Source organism: Hydrogenophaga sp. NH-16, assembly GCF_004006415.1.
Classification (GTDB): Bacteria; Pseudomonadota; Gammaproteobacteria; order Burkholderiales; family Burkholderiaceae_C; genus Hydrogenophaga; species Hydrogenophaga pseudoflava.
In genome coordinates this window covers 4,635,071-4,651,797 of record NZ_CP029344.1, presented here as the reverse complement: position 1 = coordinate 4,651,797, position 16,727 = coordinate 4,635,071, and the positions used below count along the sequence as shown (strand labels likewise).

Below are 16,727 nucleotides of genomic sequence, written 5' to 3'. Positions count from 1 at the left end.
GCACCCCATGAACCTGTTTGTCGAGATCCTGAAGATCGTCAAAAGAGACCCGGACGTTGCCCAGCCCGAGCTGGTGGGCGACGTGGTGGCCACACATGCCGACGGCACGGTGACTGTGGAGCTGCCCGGCGGCGGCCAGGTGCGCGCCCGGGGCACGGCGGCCGTCAGCGACCGCGTGTTCGTCAAGGGCGGGCTGCTGACAGGCCCCGCGCCCGACCTGCCGTTTGTGACCGTGGAGGAGTGACCAGGACCAGCGAAAAAAGACGGGCGGCTTGACCAGGTGCGGGAACACCAGGCCAAACCCCCAACCTGCAGACATGAGCTGCAAGCCAGGCGAAGACCCGCCACTGTCGCGACAGCGGGACGAGCCTACCAGACATTACAAATAGCGTAATAGGCTTGCAATGAACGAAATCAGATGCGGTGCTTGCTCGCGAAAGCTGGGCGCCGGAGAATTCACCGTCCTACAGATCAAGTGCCCGCGCTGCGGCACGATCAACCACCTGAGGGCCGAGAGCCCCTCACCAGAGCGCCCGAGAGCGTCACGCCCCAAAGGGGATGACCATGGGCAAACCAGCCCCCACGGCCGACAAGGCCCGCCGACCCGGCGAGAACGGGTTTAAGTACCGCCAGCAGTTCGGCCTGGTGATCGTCTGCAAGACGGAGGCCGACCAGCAGCGCCTCTACGGCCGCCTTCTGAAACAGGGCTACAAGCCGAGGGTGGTGTGCGTATGAAGATCGACGTGCACCACCGCTGCGACGACTTCAGTACCTACCGCGCCGCCCGAGTGAAGTCTCTTTTCAACGTCGACAGCGGCGCCAACTTCCGCCTCGAGGCGGATCTCGACATCGAGGGCGCGCCGTGGCAGATCGGCGTGATCGTTGGCCCCAGCGGCTCAGGCAAAACCAGCATGGGGCGGTCGATCTGGGGCGCCGAGGCGCTGTGGGCGCCTGCATGGCCCGCTGATGCCCCGGTGATCGACGCCATCACCCCGCAGGGCAGCTTTGACGACGTGACGGCCGCGCTGTCCAGCGTGGGCCTGGGCAGCGTGCCCACTTGGCTGCGGCCCTTCCCGGTGCTGTCCAACGGCGAGCAGTTCCGCGCCAACCTCGCCAGGCTGATCGCCGAGGCGCCCCACCAGGTGGTGCTGGACGAGTTCAGCAGCGTGGTGGACCGACAGATCGCCCAGATCGGCGCCGGTGCCTTCGCCAAGGCCTGGCGCCGCACAAAAGGGCGGGCGGTGCTGCTGAGCTGCCATTACGACGTGCTCGACTGGCTCCAGCCCGACTGGGTGTTCGACACGGCCACCGGCAAGTTTTCCCGGGGGTGGCTTCGGCGCCGACCACGCATCGACGTCGACCTCTGGCAGACCGGCTGGGAGCACTGGCCTGCCTTTGAGCCGCATCACTATCTGAAGCTGCCCCGCATGATCGCTGCGACGAACTACGTGGCCACGGTGGCCGGCCAGCTGGTCGCGCATGTGGCCGTCAGCACCCGCGCCGGGCTCAAGGAGGCCCGCGCGTGCCGCCTGGTGGTCATGCCAGAGTGGCAAGGCGCGGGCGTCGGGCTGCGCTTCCTGGACGCGGTCTGCGAGCGCTGGCGCCTCGGCGAGAACCGCTACGGCCTGCCGATGCCGGCCCTGTTTCACACCAGCCACCCGGGGCTGGCCAGCGCGCTGCGGCGCTCCTCGAGGTGGACGCAGGTCTCGGCGCGGCTGGTGGGCGACGACAAGGTCAGGAGCGCGGCCAGCGTGGCCAAATCCGCCAGCCGCCACGGGTTTAAGAATCCCACCGCAGGGTACGGCGGCCACTTCCGGGCCGTCCAGGGCTTCCGCTACCTCGGGGAGCCGGTATGCGGGTGATGATCGTCGGGCAGAAGTGGCTGGGGGAGCAGGTGCTGCGCCTGTGCCTGGAGCGCGGCCTGGACGTGGCGGCCGTCAGCGCGCCGAGGGTGGACGACCGACTGGCCGCCGCCGCCGTCGACGCCGGCATTCCGCTGTGCCAGGTCACACGCCGGCTGGACGCGGAGTGGGTGCCGGGCGGTGTCGACCTGATCCTGTGCGCGCATGCCCACGTGTTCGTCACCGCCGACGCGCGGGCCAAGGCCAGGCTCGGCGCACTGGGCTATCACCCGAGCCTGCTGCCACGGCACAGGGGGCGCGACGCGGTCCACTGGACGATTCACATGGGGGACAAGACCGCAGGCGGAACGGTCTATTGGCTGGACGACGGCGCCGACACGGGCGACATCGCGGCTCAGGACTGGTGCTGGGTGAGGCGAGACGACACGCCAGAATCACTGTGGCGCCGCGATCTCGGGCCGCTTGGCATCAGACTATTCGGAGAGGTGATCGACGCTCTGAGGGCCGGAAATCGGCCCGCAAGGCCGCAGCCGGCCGAACCAGCGACATGGGAACCAGCGTTCGCGCCCTCAAAGCTGGCCAGCGCGTCAGCTACAGTGCACAGAACGTAATTCTTTTTCTATGCGCGTAACGTGAGCGAGGTCCATTTATCCAATGAAAACCCGCTCATTTATCGCGCCGCGCTTCAGTTAGCATGGACCGTCCATGCCCGAGCCCTCCCAGCCCCCCGCGCTGCGCCCGGTTCCACCGGTGTCGCCCCCCGACACGCCGCTGTACCAGCAGATCGCGCAGGCCCTGGCACAACTGATTCATGGCGGCACCCTCAAGGCCGGCCAGCGCCTGCCCTCGGTGCGCGAAACCTCGATGGCGCACGGCGTGTCGATCTCCACCGCGCTGCAGGCCTACCGCCAGCTGGAGGAGCAAGGCCTGGCGCAGGCGCGCCCCAAGGCCGGCTACTTCGTGCGGCGACCGCAGCGCATCGCCCAGCCCGGCCTGAGCGCGCCGCCGCAGCGCAGCTTTCTGGTGGAGCGGCAGACCCGCTCCGAGGGCTTTGCCATGCTGCACCAGCCGGGCGACCGCGCCAGCTTCGGCGGCTTCGCGCCCGAACAGAGCACGCTGTTCGACGAGGAACGCCTGCGCGTCGCCATCGGCCGCGCCTCGCGCGTGCACCGCCACAGCCTGACCGAATACAACAAGGCCGACGCCGGCCGCCCCGCGCTGCGCCAGGCGGTGGCCCGGCGCGCGCTGCACCTGGGCTGCGCGCTGGACGCGGCCCACATCGTCATCACCGCCAGTTGCACCCAGGCCGTCAGCCTGTGCCTGCGCGCCGTGACCCAGCCGGGCGACGTGGTGGCGCTGGAGTCGCCCACCTTCTTCGGTTACCTCGACCTGATCGAGTCGCTGGGCCTGCGCGTGCTGGAGATCCCCACGCACCCCGCCACCGGCCTGTCCCTGCCCGCGCTCGAGCTCGCGCTGGACACGCAGCCGGTCAAGGCGGTGCTGGCCGCGCCCACGCTGTCCAACCCGCTGGGTTCGGTGATGCCGATGAACGCCAAACAGAAGCTGGTGAAACTGCTGGCGCAGCGGCGGGTGCCCCTGATCGAGGACGTGGTGTTCAACGACCTGCTGGCCGGCGACGAGCGCCGCAAGGCGGCCAAGTCCTTCGACACCGACGGCAACGTGATGGTCTGCGGCTCGTTCGCCAAGACGCTCACGCCCGGTATCCGCCTGGGCTGGGTGGAGGCCGGCCGCTGGCGCGACAGCGTGGCCTCGCACAAGCGGCTGCAGGGCGCGGCCACGCCGGTGGTGCTGGAGGAAGCCCTGGCCGACCTGCTGAACCAGGGCAGTTACGAGGCCCACCTGCGGCGCCTGACCACCTACATGAACCAGCGCCGCAACGAGGCGCGCCGCCTGATCGCGCACCACTTCCCGCCGGGCACCAAGGTGAGCAACCCGCCCTCGGGCGACACGCTCTGGCTGGAACTGGCGCCCGACCTGTCGGCCATGGAGCTGTTCCGTCGCTGCGCCACCGAAGGCATCACCTTCGGCCCCGGCGAATTCTTCACCGCCACCGACCGCTACCGGCACTGCCTGCGCCTGAACTTCTCCGGGCCCTGGACCACGCTGGAGATGCAGGCACTGGCGCGCATCGGCGAGATCGCGCGGCAGATGCTGCAGGAAAACCCCGAGAAGAAGCGCGCCTGAGCGCGGCGCAGCGGCGCCAGAATGGCCGCACCATGATCCAGCCGCACCAGATCACCCCGCCCATGGGCGCCGACCGGGCACGCGAAATCGCCGCAACGTTCGACCTGCGCGCCCTGCCCGCCGATTTCCTGGCCAACCCATTCCCGGTCTACGCCCTGCTGCGCGAACACGAGCCGGTGCGGCGCATGCCCGATGGTTCGCTCTTCCTCACGCGCCACGCCGACCTGATGGCGGTGTACCGCGACGCCGCCGTGTTCAGCTCCGACAAACACGTCGAGTTCGCCCCCAAGTACGGCGTGGGCTCGCCGCTGTACGAGCACCACACCACCAGCCTGGTGTTCAACGACCCGCCGCTGCACACGCGGGTGCGCAAGCTCATCATGGGCGCCCTCACCCGCCGCGCGATCGCCGACATGGAGCCGGGCCTGGTGACCCTGGTCGACCAGCTGCTCGACCGCATCGAGGCGCAAGGCGGCGGTGATCTGGTCGAGGACTTCGCCTCCGCGATCCCGGTCGAGATCATCGGCAACCTGCTGGGGGTGCCGCACGCCGACCGTGGCCCGCTGCGCGACTGGTCGCTGGCCATCCTCGGCGCGCTTGAACCCGTGCCCACGCCCGAGCAGCACGCCGCCGGCAACCGCAGCGTGACCGAGATGCTGGCCTACCTGCGCACGCTGGTTGCCGCACGGCGCCAGGCCCCGGGCGACCCCGAGCGCGACGTGCTCACGCGCCTGATCCAGGGCGAAGCCAGCGGCGAGAAGCTCAGCGAGGTCGAACTGCTGCAGAACTGCATCTTCCTGCTCAACGCCGGCCACGAAACCACCACCAACCTGATCGGCAACGGCCTGATCCTGATGCAGGAGTTCCCGGTCCAGCGCGAACAGCTGCTGGCCGACCTGCGCACCGCCGGCACCGACGAGGCGGCCCGCGAGCAGGTGCTGACGCTGGCGGTGGACGAATGCCTGCGCTTCGAGTCGTCCAACCAGCTGGGCAACCGGCGCGCGCTGTCGTCGGCCACGGTGGGCGGCATGGCGCTGGACGCGGGTGCGCTGGTCACGCTCTGCATCGGCGCCGCCAACCGCGACCCCGCCGTGTACGACCAGCCGGAGACCCTGAACCTGCGCCGCGAGGGCAACAAACACCTGGCCTTCGGCTTCGGCATCCACCAGTGCGCGGGCCTGAGCCTGGCGCGGCTCGAAGGCCGCATCGCCATCGGGCGTTTCCTCGACCGGTTTCCGCGTTTTGAACTCAGCGCGCCGCCGGTGCGCGGCGGGCGGGCGCGGTTCCGGGGCTTTCTCTCGGCGCCGTTCAGGACCGCCTGATCAGGGCACCGACGGCGCCGCCAGCGCCTGCGCCACCGTCATGCTCCGCAGCCCGCTGACCGCCCAGAAGGCCTCGGTGCTGGGCGAATCGGGCAGCAGCAGGCGCTGCGCCAGCGGCGCCACCGGCAGGTTCGCCGGGTCCTGCAGCAGCACGTAGCGCTCGTCGGCTTCGTCCAGCCGGCCCAGCCAGTCGAGCGCCACCAGCGCGCCGATCGGCTCCTCCAGGTGCAGCGGGTCGACCTGCAGCGCCTGCGCCAGCGCGTCGAGGCTCAGGCCGCGCGCCGGGGCCTCGCGCACCAGCTGCAGCTGCACCAGCGTCTCCAGCGCGAGCTGGAAGCGCCAGCCCGGGTAGTTGCCGCGGCGTGCGATGCCCGAGAGCAGGCTGGGCAGGTAGGCCGCGACCACCGCGCCCAGCAGCACGATCACCCAGGCCACGTAGAACCAGACCAGCAGGATGGGCACGGTGGCGAAGGTGCCGTAGACCACCGAGTAGGTCGGCACCTGGCCCAGGTACCAGGCCAGCACGCCCTTGGCCAGCTCCAGCGCACCCGCGGTGAACAGCCCCCCCACCAGCGCGTGCGACCAGCGCACCTTGGTGTTGGGGACGAAGCGGTAGAGCGCGGCCATGCCGCCGGTCATCAGCACAAACTGCAGCGAGTCGAGCAGCACCCGCACGCTGCCCGATCGCGTCACGCCCGTCGTGGTGACGGCGTAGGAGGTAGCGGTCAGGCTGGCGGCCAGCAGCAGCGGCCCCAGGGTGAGCACCGCCCAGTACACCAGCACACGCTGTGTCAGCGGCCTCGAGGTGCGCACACGCCAGATGTCGTTGAGCTTGCGGTCGATGGTGAGGATCAGCGCCAGCGCGGTGCCCAGCAGGATCAGCGCCCCCACCCAGCCGATCTGCCCGGCCTTGGCCGCGAACTGGTTGAGGTAGCTCAGCACCTGCTTGGCGATGTTGTCGGGCACCAGGCTCTCCACCAGCCAGCGCTGCAGCGTCACCTGCAGGCGGCCGAACATGGGGAAGGCGCTGAACACCGCCAGCGCCACGGTGAACAGCGGCACCAGCGAGATGGTGGTGGTGAAGGTGAGGCTGGACGCGGTCACGCCCAGCCGGTCTTCGCGGAAGCGCTCGCGCAGGGTCAGCGCGGTGGTGCGCCAGGGGAAACGCAGCAGGTTCTGCCACAGCTCGGCCAGCAGGGTCTGGGCGTCGGCAAGGCGCTCGGAAACAGTCATCCCGGTATCATGCCACCCGCCATGTCAGACCCGCTCACCCCCTCTTCCCCCGCGGCCGCCATGGCCCCGGCTCCCGCGGGCGTGGCCCGCTCCCGCCAGCTCGCAGTGGCCAGCCTGGTGGCGCTGATCGCGCTGTGCCTGGCCTGGGAACTCTGGCTGGCGCCGCTGCGGCCCGGCGGTTCCTGGCTGGTGCTCAAGGTGCTGCCGCTGACCATCCCGCTCGCGGGCCTGCTCAAGAACCGCATGTACACCTACCGCTGGCTCAGCCTGCTGGTCTGGCTGTATGCGGCCGAGGGCGCGGTGCGCATGACCAGCGACCCCAGCAGCCTCTCGGCCCTGCTCGCCGGCATCGAGCTGCTGCTGTGCGTCGTGCTGTTCGTGGCCTGCACCTGGCACATCCGCACCCGGCTGCGCGCCGCCGGCAAGGAGGCCATCGCGGCCGACGCGGCCCGCCGGGCTGCCGAGGCCGGCTTTGCCGCCGACCCGCTCCCTCCGTCCAAGACCCCATGAACCAACTGATCACCACCCTGCGCAGCATCGTCGGCCACGCCCAGGTGCTGACGCACGACGATCCGGCCACCGACCTCTCGGCCTGGGAACAGGACTGGCGCAAGCGCATGCGCGGCCGTGCCCTCGCCGTGGTGCGACCCGGCCATACGGCCGAGGTGGCGGCGGTGGTGAAAGCCTGCGCCGCCGCCGGCGTGAGCATCGTGCCCCAGGGCGGCAACACCGGTCTGGTGGTCGGCGCGGTGCCCGACGACAGCGGCACGCAGGTGGTGCTCAGCCTCACCCGCATGAACGCCGTGCGCGCCATCGACGGCGACAACCTCACCATGACGGTCGAGGCTGGCTGCGTGCTGCAGGTGCTGCAGGAAACCGCCGAAAGAGCCGGCTTTCTGTTCCCGCTGTCGCTGGCGGCCGAAGGCAGCTGCACCATCGGCGGCAACCTCGCCACCAACGCGGGCGGCACCCAGGTGGTGCGCTACGGCAACGCGCGCGAGCTGTGCCTGGGGCTGGAGGTGGTGACGGCGCAGGGCGAGGTCTGGAACGGGCTTTCGGGCCTGCGCAAGGACAACACCGGCTACGACCTGCGCGACCTGTTCGTGGGCAGCGAAGGCACGCTGGGCGTGATCACCGCCGCGACGATGAAGCTCTACCCGCTGCCCGCCGCGCAACTCACCGCCTGGGCCGCCGTGCCCTCGCTGGAGGCGGCGGTGCAGCTGCTGGGCCTGGCGCACCGGCACCTGGGCGCGGGCCTGACCGGCTTCGAGGTCATGGGCCGGTTCGCCCTCTCGCTGGTGGCCAAACACTTTGCGCAGCAGCGCGTGCCGCTGTGGGCCGATCACCCCTACTGCGTGCTGCTGGAGAACAGCGACAGCGAGTCCGAGGACCACGCGCGCGGCCAGTTCGAGCGGCTGCTGGAGACCGCTTTTGAAAACGGCGTGGTCAGCGACGCGGTGGTGGCGGAAAACCTGTCGCAGGCCCATGCGCTGTGGCACATCCGTGAGAGCATCCCGCTGGCACAGGCCGAAGAAGGCCTGAACATCAAGCACGACATCAGCATCCCGGTCTCGAAGATCCCCGCCTTCTGCGCCGAGACCGACGCGCTGCTGCAGCGCGAGATACCCGGCGTGCGCCTGGTGAATTTCGGCCACCTGGGCGACGGCAACCTGCACTACAACGTGCAGGCGCCCGAAGGCGGCGACCCGGCCACCTTCCTGCGCGAGCAGGAGGAACGGGTCAACCACCTGGTGTTCGACCAGGTCGCGCGCTTCGAGGGCTCGATCAGCGCCGAACACGGCGTCGGCAGCCTCAAGGTCGACAAGCTGCCGGACTACAAGGACCCGGTGGCGCTGGCGCTGATGCGCTCGATCAAGCAGGCGCTGGACCCGCAGAACATCCTCAACCCCGGCCGGGTGCTGCGCTGATCGGCCGGCAGCGGCACGCCGTCGAGGCAGGGTCAGCCTGCGGGCTGTGCCTTGAGGCGTTCTTCGTTGAAGCGGTCGGCCCGCTGTGCGGCCGGGCGCTCGTGCAACAGCTGCACGTTGTCGGCAGATTTCATCTCGGACCCGAAGTTGAGTCAGACCGTGCGGTAGGGCAGATCGCCCTCCTCCATCATCCAGTGCACGGCGCTCCCCCAGACTGGGAATTGGTGTGAAGAGCCAGTTCACTCATGCAACTTTTATTTCATAAACAAGAACTAGATGGAGTAATTGCAGCAAGACAGAGCGGAGTGCAGGAATTCCGGCTCAAGTATGCTTGGGCCTTGTCAAACACCTGCTTTTTCATCTTAAGTTATTGATTTATATGATTATTCTTTAAAGGCATATAAAACAGCATCAAGATACCAGACGATGTAAGAAAACTAGGCCTGACTTGGCGTTGGGGAAAATTTGTCTTGGCAATGGAGATCCGCCATGAGACTACCCCAGCGTTCCAACCACGACTATCTGAAGCACTTTGCGAAAGACGACGCGAAAACTCGCATCTTGGCCCTTGCGCTTCTAAAGGCTCCGGCCATTCTGGGAGCCCTCGCCGTGATTTTGGGCATCGTCTTCAACAAATAAAACACCTAGAGAATCCATATGACTTCTCGCCCCGTCCGTTCCCAGTACGAAGACTTCATGCGCCACGTCTACGAGCATGGCGTGCAGAAGGGCGACCGCACCGGCACCGGCACGCGCAGCGTGTTCGGCCACCAGATGCGCTTCGACCTCAACGAGGGCTTTCCGCTGGTGACGACCAAGAAGGTCTTCCTCAAGGCCATCATCGTCGAGCTGCTGTGGTTCCTGCGCGGCGATTCCAACGTGAAGTGGCTGCAGGAGCGGGGCTGCACCATCTGGGACGAATGGGCGCGCGAGGACGGCGAACTCGGCCCGGTGTACGGCGTGCAGTGGCGCAACTGGCCCAAGCCGGGCGGCGGCCACGTCGACCAGATCAGCGAGGTCGTCAAACAGCTCAAGACCAACCCCGACAGCCGCCGCATCATCGTCAGCGCCTGGAACGTGGCCGACCTGGACCAGATGGCGCTCATGCCCTGCCACGCCTTCTTCCAGTTCTACGTGGCGCCCGCCACCGAGCCGGGCGGCCGCGGCAAGCTGTCCTGCCAGCTGTATCAGCGCAGCGCCGACATCTTCCTGGGCGTGCCCTTCAACATCGCGTCGTACGCCCTGCTGACCCACATGCTGGCGCAGCAGTGCGACCTGGACGTGGGCGACTTTATCTGGACCGGGGGCGACTGCCACATCTACAGCAACCACCACGAACAGGTGGAACTGCAGCTGAGCCGCCAGCCTTTTGCCTACCCGACGCTCAACATCAAGCGCAAGCCGGCCTCGATCTTCGAATACGAGTACGAGGACTTCGAGGTGGTCGGCTACGAGTGCCACCCCGCCATCAAGGCGCCCGTCGCCGTCTGACGATCTGTCCGTGATTTCGCGCCGCCAGCTCTGGGCGCTGCTGGCCCTCACACTCATGTGGGGGGTCAATTGGCCCATGATGAAGCTCTCGCTGCAGCAGCTCTCGCCGCTGTACTTCCGCGCCAGCACCATGCTGCTGGGTGCGGCCTGGCTGTTCGCCTACGTGGCGTCCAAAGGCGAGCGCATGCGACCCTCCGGCAAGGAATGGCTGACCATCGCCTGGCTGGGCCTGCCCAATGTGCTCGGCTGGCACACGCTGTCCATCTTCGGCGTGCAGGAACTGGCCTCGGGGCGTGCCGCCATCCTGGGCTTCACCATGCCCATCTTCACCGTGCTGATCGGCGCCGCCTTCTTCGGCGAGCGCATCACGCCGCGCGTGCGGCTGGCGGTGGTGTGTGTGAGCCTGGCCATCGGCCTGCTGCTGTGGCACGAGCTGCAGCGGCTCAGTGGCCGCCCCGCCGGTGTGGCCTGGATGCTGGGCGCCGCGGCCTCGTGGGCGCTGGGCACGCTGATGTTCCGCCGCGCCCACCTCACGCTCTCGCCGCTGGTGGTCACGGTCTGGATGCTGCTGCTGGGCAGCGCCGTGGTCTGGGCACTCGCGCTGTCGCTGGAACCGCTGCCGCAGCCTGCCAGCTTCACGCCCATGATGTGGATCAGCCTGGCCTACGGCGTGCTCATCAACTACGGCTTTGCGCAGCTGATCTGGTTCGGCATGGCGCGCGACCTGCCGCCGGCCACCAGCGCCATGAGTGTGATGGCGATCCCGCTGGTGGGCACGCTCAGCGCCACCTTCATCACCGGCGAGGTGCCGCACTGGCAGGACTGGCTGGCCATGGTGTTCGTGATGGTGGCGATCGCCAGCGTGCTGCTGCCCTCGGGCTTTCTGCGCAGAAGTCCCGGCGCGGCACAATCGCCGGATGCCTGAGACCCCCGCCCCCGCTTCGCTCCACCTCATCTACGCCCGCGCCGCCAACGGCGTGATCGGCAAGAACAACCAGCTGCCCTGGCACCTGCCCGAGGACCTGGCGCACTTCAAGCGCACCACCCTGGGCTGCCCGGTCATCATGGGCCGCAAGACCTGGGACTCGCTGCCGCCGAAATTCCGCCCGCTGCCGGGCCGGCTGAACATCGTCGTGACGCGGGACACGGGTTTCGTCGCCGAGGGCGCGAGCGTGGCGCATTCGCTCGAAACCGCGCGCGGGCTCTGCCCCGCCGGTAGCACCGCCTGGGTGATCGGCGGTGCGCAGATCTATGCGCAGGCGCTGCCGCTGGCCAACGAGGTGGTGGTGACGGAGATCGCGCAGGACTTCGAGGGCGACGCTTTCGCGCCCGTGCTGGGCGGCGACTGGCGCGAGGTGGCTCGCGAAGAGCAGGTCAGCGCCAGCGGCCTGCCCTTCGCCTTCGTCACCTACCGGCGCGCGGACGCCTGAACGTCCACCACCCGCCGGCCGTCACTTCGACCGGATCTTTTCCATCAGTTCGCGGGCTTCGGCGCGGCGACCTTCGTCGGCGATCTGGCGGCCGGCGCGGGGCGCGGCCTGCATCACCTTCTCCAGGTGCGCCACCGCCTTCTGCGGCTCGCCGGTCTCGACCAGGTAGTCGGCAAAGAAGTAGTTGGCGTCGATGCCCTTGGGATTGATCGCCAGCGCCTTCTGCAGCAGGTCGCGTGCCTTGTCCTTGTCGCCGAAGGCGATGGGCCAGCCGGGCACCTTGTAGTACAGCACGCCCAGGCTGTTGTAGGCCGAACCATCGAGCGTGTTGCCGTCGATCTGGATCGCCTGCTCGTACAGCACCTTGGCCTGCTTGACCAGGCCGAGCGCGCCCAGGCCGCCCTTGGCGCCGCCCCAGGAGCTGAGGATGATGCCTTCCCAGACCAGGGGCTCAGGGCGGCCGGCGAAGCTCTCGCTGACCTTGTGGGCGCGGGCGGCCAGGGCCTCGAACTTCTTCTCCTTCTCGGCCGCGGGCGTCTTGTAGTTGATGAGCTCCCAGGCCTGCTGCAGCTCGGTCACGGATTCTTCAACCGTGGCGGCCCGGACCGCCGGCAGCAGGGAGAGGCCGGCGAGCGCCAGCAGGGCAGAGCTCAAGCGGCGGCGCGACGCGCCGGTGGTGGAAAGCGGAAACGGGACAGACATGGAAGGACCTCCGGGAATGTGATTCAGGAATTCAGGACCGGCCGGACATGACCGGTGGACTGCAGGTGGCGGCTGTGGCGCTTGAAGCTGCCATCCAGCAGCGCAGGCGCCAGGCCGTTGATGCGGGCGGCGAGCTTCTCGGGAAAGCCGACAAAGCGTTCCCCCGCCCCGCTTTCCAGCAGGGCCACCAGCTCGGCCGCCACCCGTTGCGGGCTGTCGCTGGCGGTGCGGGTCGCCTGGTTGTAGGCCTCGGCGGCCTCGCTGTTGAAGGCGGTCTTCGTGGTGCGCGGGCCGAGGTACTGCACCGCCACCGGCGTCTCGGCCAGTTCACGGCGCAGCGCCTGCGCAAAGCCGCGCAGCCCGAACTTGCCCGCGCTGTAGACGCTGAAGCCCGGCAGGCCGATGGCCCCCAGTGCGGAGCCGACACAGATCACCTGTGCGGCGGGCTGGGCCAGCAGGTGCGGCAGCAGGCCGCGCGTGAGCAGCATGGGCGCCAGCAGATTGGTCTGCAGCGCCGCCGTGATCTGCGCGGGCGTCTGGTCCTGCAGCCGTCCGAACGCAGGCAGCCCGGCGTTGTGCACCAGCACGTTGCAGCACCAGGCCGCCGCCTGCGCCGACAGGCTCTCCAGGTCCTTCGGCTGCGTCAGATCCGCCACCCGGCAGGCCACCTGCGCGGGACGGGCGCCGGTGGTGCGGCCGAGTTCTCGCGCCAGGTCTTCCAGGCGGGGCGCCGAACGGCCCACCAGCATCACCGCCGCGCCGGCCTTGAGCAGCGCCTCGGCGCTGGCGGCGCCAATGCCACCGGCGGCGCCGGTGATCACCACACGAGCGTTCGCGGCCTTCATGCGGCCACCGCCTCGCGGGTCGCCTGGGACGCAGAAGTCTGCGGCAGCGGCAGGCCCCGGAACACATCGCCGTAGAGCCGGAAGAACGCCTTCGCGCTGTGCACGATGTCGGCCTGGTCCTGCGGGTCGCGGATCTGGTCCATCAACAGCTGGAAGTGGGCCGTGTGCTCCTGGTCCAGCGTGCCGTGCGAGCGCAGGTAGCTGAAGGCCGAGTCCGGCAGGTTCAGCGGCTTCTGGATGCTGTCGGCCGCCAGCAGGGCCAGCGAGACGCTGGTGCCTTCGAGCACGTGCACCATGCCGAAGAAACCCAGCGGGTTGCCACGCTGGATGGTGTCGTAGGCGTAGGCGACCATGACCTCGGCCGCATGGCCGGGCCGGCCGTGGCGCACCGCTTCGGCGTCACCACCGCAGGCGCGGATGTCGTCCAGGATCCACTCCTCGTGGCCCTTCTCTTCTTCGACGTATTCGTCCAGTGCAGGTTTCAGCCAAGCGTGGTGCGCCGGCAGCGCGGCCTGGCAGGCCTGCAGCAGCGGCACGGTGTGCTTGACGTGGTGGTAAGCCTCGGTGAGGAAGGCGATGTAGCTGGGCAGCGAGACTTCGCCGCGCAGGCAGCCCTGGATGATGGGCGCGGAGAGCAGGCCCATGCGGGCCTGTACGGTCTGTTGCAGCAGTTGGGCGTGAAAGGACATGAGGACTCCAGAGAAACGCTCAGGCGGTCACCGCGTCGTGGGCGGTGAGACCGAGCAATTGGGCATGAAGGGTCAGGATGGCGTCGCGGCGTGGCCGGCCGTTGGCGGTGGCCATGCTGCTGCCGGCGGTGAACGGCGCCTGCGCCCGCACCCAGCGGGCCACGCGGGCGTAGTCGGGCAGCGAGGCGTTGGCGGCGTCGATCTCGGCCTGGATGGCCGAATCGGGCAGCGCGTCGTTCACCGGCCAGACCACGGCGCTCAGGGCCGGTTCGCCGTCGCCGAGCACCACCGCCTGCGCGAGGGTGCGGCCGCTGCGCAGCGCGGTCTCGACCCACTCGGGCGAGACGTTGCGGCCGAAGGCGGTGATCAGCACGTGTTTGATGCGCCCACGCACGTGCACGAAGCCGTCAGCATCGATCTCGCCCAGGTCACCGGTGGGCCACCAGTCGCCTTGCAGCGGCCGCTGGCCGAGGTAACCCAGCATCAGGCCGCCAGCCACCTCGATTTCGCCGCGCTCGCCGATGCGCACCTGCGCATGCGGCAGCGGGCGTCCGGCGCTGCCGGGGCGGTCGGCGCCCGGCAGGTTGAGTGTCTGCACCGACGAGCCTTCGGACAGGCCGTAGCCCTCGTGCGCCGGAATTCCCAGCTGGCGCGCGGCCCGCAGCAGCGGCGCGCCCACGGCGGCCCCACCGACAGCGACCATGCGCAAACCCTGCGGTGCCAGGCGGCCCTGCACGGCCAGCCAGCCGGCCCAGGCGCGCAGCATCTGCGGCAGCAGGATCAGGCTGTGGGGCTGGTGGCGCTCCACCGCCGCGTTGAACACGGCAGGGTCGAAGGACGAAGAACCGCTCAGGCCCAGTTCGGCCAACGGGGGCACTAGGCACTCCGCCCCGCGCGCCAACGGCGCCATGACACCGGCCACGTTCTCCAGCAGCACCGCCAGCGGCAGCGCGCACAGGTGGCGGCGGATGTCCAGCGGCTCCAGCGCCTGCACCAGCGCGTCGCGCACCCGGTGCAGGCCCTCGGCGCCAAGGCACACGCCCTTGGGCGTGCCGGTGGTGCCGGAGGTGAAGGTCAGCTTGGCAGTGCCGGGCGGCATGGGCAGGCCCTGTGCCGGCAGGCGCAGCGCACACAGCGGTTCGCCCGCCACGTCCCATTGCTCGCACGGAGCCTGCGGCCAGCGCGCGGCCAGCGGGGCGATGGTGAGCAGCGTGTCGACGCCCGCCGCCTGCAGCGCGTGCGCGGTCTGCTCTGGCGTGAAAAACAGTGGCAGCGGCACGTGCACCACACCCGCGTCCTCGGCGGCCAGGTCGGCCACCACCCAGGGCATGCCGTTGTCCAGCAGCGTGGCCAGCACCCGGGTGCCAGCGTGCTTCAGGTGCGCGGTCAAGGCGGCCACTTCGGCGGTCAGTTCGTCGCGGGTCAGACCGGTCTGGCCGTTGCCCAGCGCGATCACGGTGTCGAACGCCATCATGCGTCCAGCCCCCTGGCCTGGCGGCGCTGCAGCCAGCGCAGCGCCGGCTGCATCTGCCCCGCCAGCACGACCGGGTGGTGTTCGTAGTAGCTGCCCCATTCGCCCGCCTGCTCGCCCAGCGCGGTGGCGTCCGCCCGGCCCAGGGCCAGCGGCGTGATGCCCATGCGCACGAACAGGTGGCGCAGTTCTTCGGTCAGCGTGCTCACCACCCACTGCGTGTTCTGCGCGGCCAGGTGGTGGGCCAGCCGCACGATCAGGCGGAGGCCTTCACCGGCGCGCTCGGACGCCAGATGCCCGACCTCGACAATGCCGGCGCGGGCCACCGCCGGCTGGCCCGGCTCGGCCAGGCACTGTTCGACCGGGCGATCCAGGTAGCGCTCCAGAAACAGGGCCCCTTGGTCGGCAAAGCGGTAGCCGGCCGCGGCCACGATGTCACCGCTGTCGGGATCGCGCAGGCACACCAGTTCAGGTGCGAAGCGCTGCACGCGTGCACCAAACCGGCGCGCAAACACCCGCTGGATGAAGCGCTCCACGGTTTCGCGCCCCGGATCGGACTCCGTGCACACGCAGAGCGAGGGTGACGGGTTCGCCGCGGGGAACGAGGGGGCGCATGGGCCACCCGCGGTGGCAATGGCCAGGGGCATCGTGCTTCCTTTTCCAGCCGGTTCGGCCGGACACGGACGCATGGTCTGCGGACCAGATTAAGCGAGTCTTATGGGGGACGTAACAGTGCCCTCACTCCCTAGAATGCAGCTCTTTGGACTCCAGGGAATCCCCATGCAACTAGCGACGTGGAACGTCAACTCCCTCAACGTGCGCCTGCCCCAGGTGCTGGCCTGGCTGGCCACCCACCCGGTCGACGTGCTGGCCCTGCAGGAGCTCAAACTCACCGACGACAAGTTCCCGGTGCAGGCCTTCACCGACGCCGGCTACCACGCGCAGTGGTTCGGCCAGAAGACCTACAACGGCGTGGCGCTGCTGAGCAAGGCGCCCGCCGCCGACGTCATCAAAAACATCCCGGGCTTCGACGACGAACAGTCGCGCGTGCTCTGCGCCACCATTGACGGCGTGCGCGTGATCGGCGCCTACTTCCCCAACGGCCAGGAGCCGGGCAGCGACAAGTTCGCCTACAAAATGCGCTGGCTCGACGCACTGCGCGAATGGGTGCGTGCCGAGATGGCGACGCACCCGCAGCTGGTGCTCATGGGTGACTACAACATCACCTTCGACGACGCCGATGTGTGGGACCCGGTGGGCCTGCGCGAGACCATCCACTGCACGACCGAAGAGCGCAACCAGCTCCAAAGCCTGATCGGCCTGGGCCTGCACGACGCGCACCGCCTCTTCGAGCACCCGCCCAAGACCTTCAGCTGGTGGGACTACCGCATGCTGGGCTTCCAGAAGAACCGCGGCCTGCGCATCGACCACATCCTGATCAGCGACGCGCTGAAGGCCCGCACCACCGCCTGCGAGATCGACCGCGCACCCCGCAAGAACCCCCAGCCCAGCGACCACGCACCGGTGGTGCTGACGCTGGACTGAGCGC

Annotated in this window: 20 protein-coding genes; 14 read left to right on the top strand and 6 right to left on the bottom strand. The window is 69.1% G+C overall.

Annotated features, from left to right (window positions below):
* Positions 1-7 precede the first annotated feature (7 nt).
* The 7 genes from DD542_RS22450 to DD542_RS22425 all read left to right on the top strand — a co-directional run bounded on the left by DD542_RS22450 (position 8) and on the right by DD542_RS22425 (position 5,389).
* Positions 8-244 (top strand): hypothetical protein, encoded by a 237-nt coding sequence (locus DD542_RS22450; protein WP_206610702.1) that lies wholly within the window; start codon positions 8-10, stop codon positions 242-244.
* Between the two features lie 160 nt (positions 245-404).
* Positions 405-623, top strand: a complete 219-nt coding sequence (locus DD542_RS22445) for a Com family DNA-binding transcriptional regulator (protein ID WP_127807131.1) — start codon at positions 405-407, stop codon at positions 621-623.
* The gene (locus DD542_RS23635; RefSeq protein ID WP_164868309.1) at positions 565-735 is read left to right on the top strand and encodes a hypothetical protein; all 171 of its coding nucleotides are present in this window, start codon (positions 565-567) and stop codon (positions 733-735) included. Before DD542_RS22445 ends, DD542_RS23635 begins: the two co-directional genes overlap by 59 nt.
* Positions 732-1,862: an ABC transporter ATP-binding protein gene (locus tag DD542_RS22440; protein WP_127807130.1), complete on the top strand. Its 1,131-nt coding sequence runs from the start codon at positions 732-734 to the stop codon at positions 1,860-1,862. Before DD542_RS23635 ends, DD542_RS22440 begins: the two co-directional genes overlap by 4 nt.
* Positions 1,853-2,473 (top strand): formyltransferase family protein, encoded by a 621-nt coding sequence (locus DD542_RS22435; protein ID WP_127807129.1) that lies wholly within the window; start codon positions 1,853-1,855, stop codon positions 2,471-2,473. Before DD542_RS22440 ends, DD542_RS22435 begins: the two co-directional genes overlap by 10 nt.
* Before the next feature lie 94 nt (positions 2,474-2,567).
* On the top strand, positions 2,568-4,067 hold the full coding sequence (locus DD542_RS22430) for a PLP-dependent aminotransferase family protein (protein WP_127807128.1): 1,500 nt from the start codon (positions 2,568-2,570) through the stop codon (positions 4,065-4,067).
* Between the two features lie 32 nt (positions 4,068-4,099).
* On the top strand, positions 4,100-5,389 hold the full coding sequence (locus DD542_RS22425; protein ID WP_127807127.1) for a cytochrome P450: 1,290 nt from the start codon (positions 4,100-4,102) through the stop codon (positions 5,387-5,389).
* Here the strand turns inward: DD542_RS22425 and DD542_RS22420 are convergent, their stop codons facing one another.
* Positions 5,390-6,622 (bottom strand): YihY family inner membrane protein, encoded by a 1,233-nt coding sequence (locus DD542_RS22420; RefSeq protein ID WP_127807126.1) that lies wholly within the window; start codon positions 6,620-6,622, stop codon positions 5,390-5,392.
* Between the two features lie 21 nt (positions 6,623-6,643).
* Here DD542_RS22420 and DD542_RS22415 point away from each other — a divergent pair, with 21 nt between their 5' ends.
* The 6 genes from DD542_RS22415 (at position 6,644) to DD542_RS22395 (ending at position 11,471) form a co-directional block, all read left to right on the top strand.
* Positions 6,644-7,132 carry a DUF2069 domain-containing protein gene (locus DD542_RS22415; protein ID WP_079365204.1) on the top strand — a complete coding sequence of 163 codons (489 nt, stop codon included), beginning with the start codon at positions 6,644-6,646 and terminating at the stop codon, positions 7,130-7,132.
* Entirely contained in the window at positions 7,129-8,550 is a 1,422-nt protein-coding gene (locus DD542_RS22410) for an FAD-binding oxidoreductase (protein WP_127807125.1), read from the top strand. Before DD542_RS22415 ends, DD542_RS22410 begins: the two co-directional genes overlap by 4 nt.
* A gap of 489 nt (positions 8,551-9,039) precedes the next feature.
* Positions 9,040-9,189 (top strand): hypothetical protein, encoded by a 150-nt coding sequence (locus DD542_RS23630; RefSeq protein WP_164868457.1) that lies wholly within the window; start codon positions 9,040-9,042, stop codon positions 9,187-9,189.
* 18 nt (positions 9,190-9,207) lie between these two features.
* Positions 9,208-10,041: a thymidylate synthase gene (locus DD542_RS22405; RefSeq protein WP_127807124.1), complete on the top strand. Its 834-nt coding sequence runs from the start codon at positions 9,208-9,210 to the stop codon at positions 10,039-10,041.
* 10 nt (positions 10,042-10,051) lie between these two features.
* Positions 10,052-10,966, top strand: coding sequence for a DMT family transporter (locus DD542_RS22400; protein WP_127807123.1), 915 nt, complete (start codon positions 10,052-10,054; stop codon positions 10,964-10,966).
* Positions 10,959-11,471, top strand: a complete 513-nt coding sequence (locus DD542_RS22395; protein ID WP_127807122.1) for a dihydrofolate reductase — start codon at positions 10,959-10,961, stop codon at positions 11,469-11,471. The genes DD542_RS22400 and DD542_RS22395 overlap by 8 nt, the downstream gene beginning before the upstream one ends.
* A 21-nt stretch (positions 11,472-11,492) precedes the next feature.
* Here the strand turns inward: DD542_RS22395 and DD542_RS22390 are convergent, their stop codons facing one another.
* From DD542_RS22390 to DD542_RS22370, 5 genes are read right to left on the bottom strand one after another with little or no spacing between them, the layout of a single operon-like run.
* Positions 11,493-12,173, bottom strand: coding sequence for a tetratricopeptide repeat protein (locus DD542_RS22390; protein ID WP_206610701.1), 681 nt, complete (start codon positions 12,171-12,173; stop codon positions 11,493-11,495).
* 23 nt (positions 12,174-12,196) lie between these two features.
* On the bottom strand, positions 12,197-13,018 hold the full coding sequence (locus DD542_RS22385; RefSeq protein WP_127807121.1) for an SDR family oxidoreductase: 822 nt from the start codon (positions 13,016-13,018) through the stop codon (positions 12,197-12,199).
* Positions 13,015-13,707, bottom strand: coding sequence for an iron-containing redox enzyme family protein (locus DD542_RS22380; RefSeq protein ID WP_127807120.1), 693 nt, complete (start codon positions 13,705-13,707; stop codon positions 13,015-13,017). The genes DD542_RS22385 and DD542_RS22380 overlap by 4 nt, the downstream gene beginning before the upstream one ends.
* Before the next feature lie 19 nt (positions 13,708-13,726).
* On the bottom strand, positions 13,727-15,181 hold the full coding sequence (locus DD542_RS22375; RefSeq protein WP_241559625.1) for an AMP-binding protein: 1,455 nt from the start codon (positions 15,179-15,181) through the stop codon (positions 13,727-13,729).
* A complete protein-coding gene (locus tag DD542_RS22370) occupies positions 15,178-15,825 on the bottom strand; it encodes a thermostable hemolysin (RefSeq protein ID WP_127807119.1) in 648 nt (215 codons plus the stop codon). Before DD542_RS22370 ends, DD542_RS22375 begins: the two co-directional genes overlap by 4 nt.
* A 133-nt stretch (positions 15,826-15,958) precedes the next feature.
* On the opposite strand from DD542_RS22370, the gene xth reads away from it, so the two are divergent.
* Positions 15,959-16,723 (top strand): exodeoxyribonuclease III, encoded by a 765-nt coding sequence (gene xth, locus DD542_RS22365; protein ID WP_127807118.1) that lies wholly within the window; start codon positions 15,959-15,961, stop codon positions 16,721-16,723.
* Positions 16,724-16,727 lie beyond the last annotated feature (4 nt).

What these genes read in the sequence shown, in the direction of transcription:
- DD542_RS22450 (WP_206610702.1), top strand. Translation starts at nt 8, where the DNA reads ATGAACCTGTTTGTCGAGATCCTGAAGATCGTCAAAAGAGACCCGGAC.
- DD542_RS22445 (WP_127807131.1), top strand. Translation starts at nt 405, where the DNA reads ATGAACGAAATCAGATGCGGTGCTTGCTCGCGAAAGCTGGGCGCCGGA.
- DD542_RS23635 (WP_164868309.1), top strand. Translation starts at nt 565, where the DNA reads ATGGGCAAACCAGCCCCCACGGCCGACAAGGCCCGCCGACCCGGCGAG.
- DD542_RS22440 (WP_127807130.1), top strand. Translation starts at nt 732, where the DNA reads ATGAAGATCGACGTGCACCACCGCTGCGACGACTTCAGTACCTACCGC.
- DD542_RS22435 (WP_127807129.1), top strand. Translation starts at nt 1,853, where the DNA reads ATGCGGGTGATGATCGTCGGGCAGAAGTGGCTGGGGGAGCAGGTGCTG.
- DD542_RS22430 (WP_127807128.1), top strand. Translation starts at nt 2,568, where the DNA reads ATGCCCGAGCCCTCCCAGCCCCCCGCGCTGCGCCCGGTTCCACCGGTG.
- DD542_RS22425 (WP_127807127.1), top strand. Translation starts at nt 4,100, where the DNA reads ATGATCCAGCCGCACCAGATCACCCCGCCCATGGGCGCCGACCGGGCA.
- DD542_RS22420 (WP_127807126.1), bottom strand. Translation starts at nt 6,622, where the DNA reads ATGACTGTTTCCGAGCGCCTTGCCGACGCCCAGACCCTGCTGGCCGAG.
- DD542_RS22415 (WP_079365204.1), top strand. Translation starts at nt 6,644, where the DNA reads ATGTCAGACCCGCTCACCCCCTCTTCCCCCGCGGCCGCCATGGCCCCG.
- DD542_RS22410 (WP_127807125.1), top strand. Translation starts at nt 7,129, where the DNA reads ATGAACCAACTGATCACCACCCTGCGCAGCATCGTCGGCCACGCCCAG.
- DD542_RS23630 (WP_164868457.1), top strand. Translation starts at nt 9,040, where the DNA reads ATGAGACTACCCCAGCGTTCCAACCACGACTATCTGAAGCACTTTGCG.
- DD542_RS22405 (WP_127807124.1), top strand. Translation starts at nt 9,208, where the DNA reads ATGACTTCTCGCCCCGTCCGTTCCCAGTACGAAGACTTCATGCGCCAC.
- DD542_RS22395 (WP_127807122.1), top strand. Translation starts at nt 10,959, where the DNA reads ATGCCTGAGACCCCCGCCCCCGCTTCGCTCCACCTCATCTACGCCCGC.
- DD542_RS22390 (WP_206610701.1), bottom strand. Translation starts at nt 12,173, where the DNA reads ATGTCTGTCCCGTTTCCGCTTTCCACCACCGGCGCGTCGCGCCGCCGC.
- DD542_RS22385 (WP_127807121.1), bottom strand. Translation starts at nt 13,018, where the DNA reads ATGAAGGCCGCGAACGCTCGTGTGGTGATCACCGGCGCCGCCGGTGGC.
- DD542_RS22380 (WP_127807120.1), bottom strand. Translation starts at nt 13,707, where the DNA reads ATGTCCTTTCACGCCCAACTGCTGCAACAGACCGTACAGGCCCGCATG.
- DD542_RS22375 (WP_241559625.1), bottom strand. Translation starts at nt 15,181, where the DNA reads ATGATGGCGTTCGACACCGTGATCGCGCTGGGCAACGGCCAGACCGGT.
- DD542_RS22370 (WP_127807119.1), bottom strand. Translation starts at nt 15,825, where the DNA reads ATGCCCCTGGCCATTGCCACCGCGGGTGGCCCATGCGCCCCCTCGTTC.
- xth (WP_127807118.1), top strand. Translation starts at nt 15,959, where the DNA reads ATGCAACTAGCGACGTGGAACGTCAACTCCCTCAACGTGCGCCTGCCC.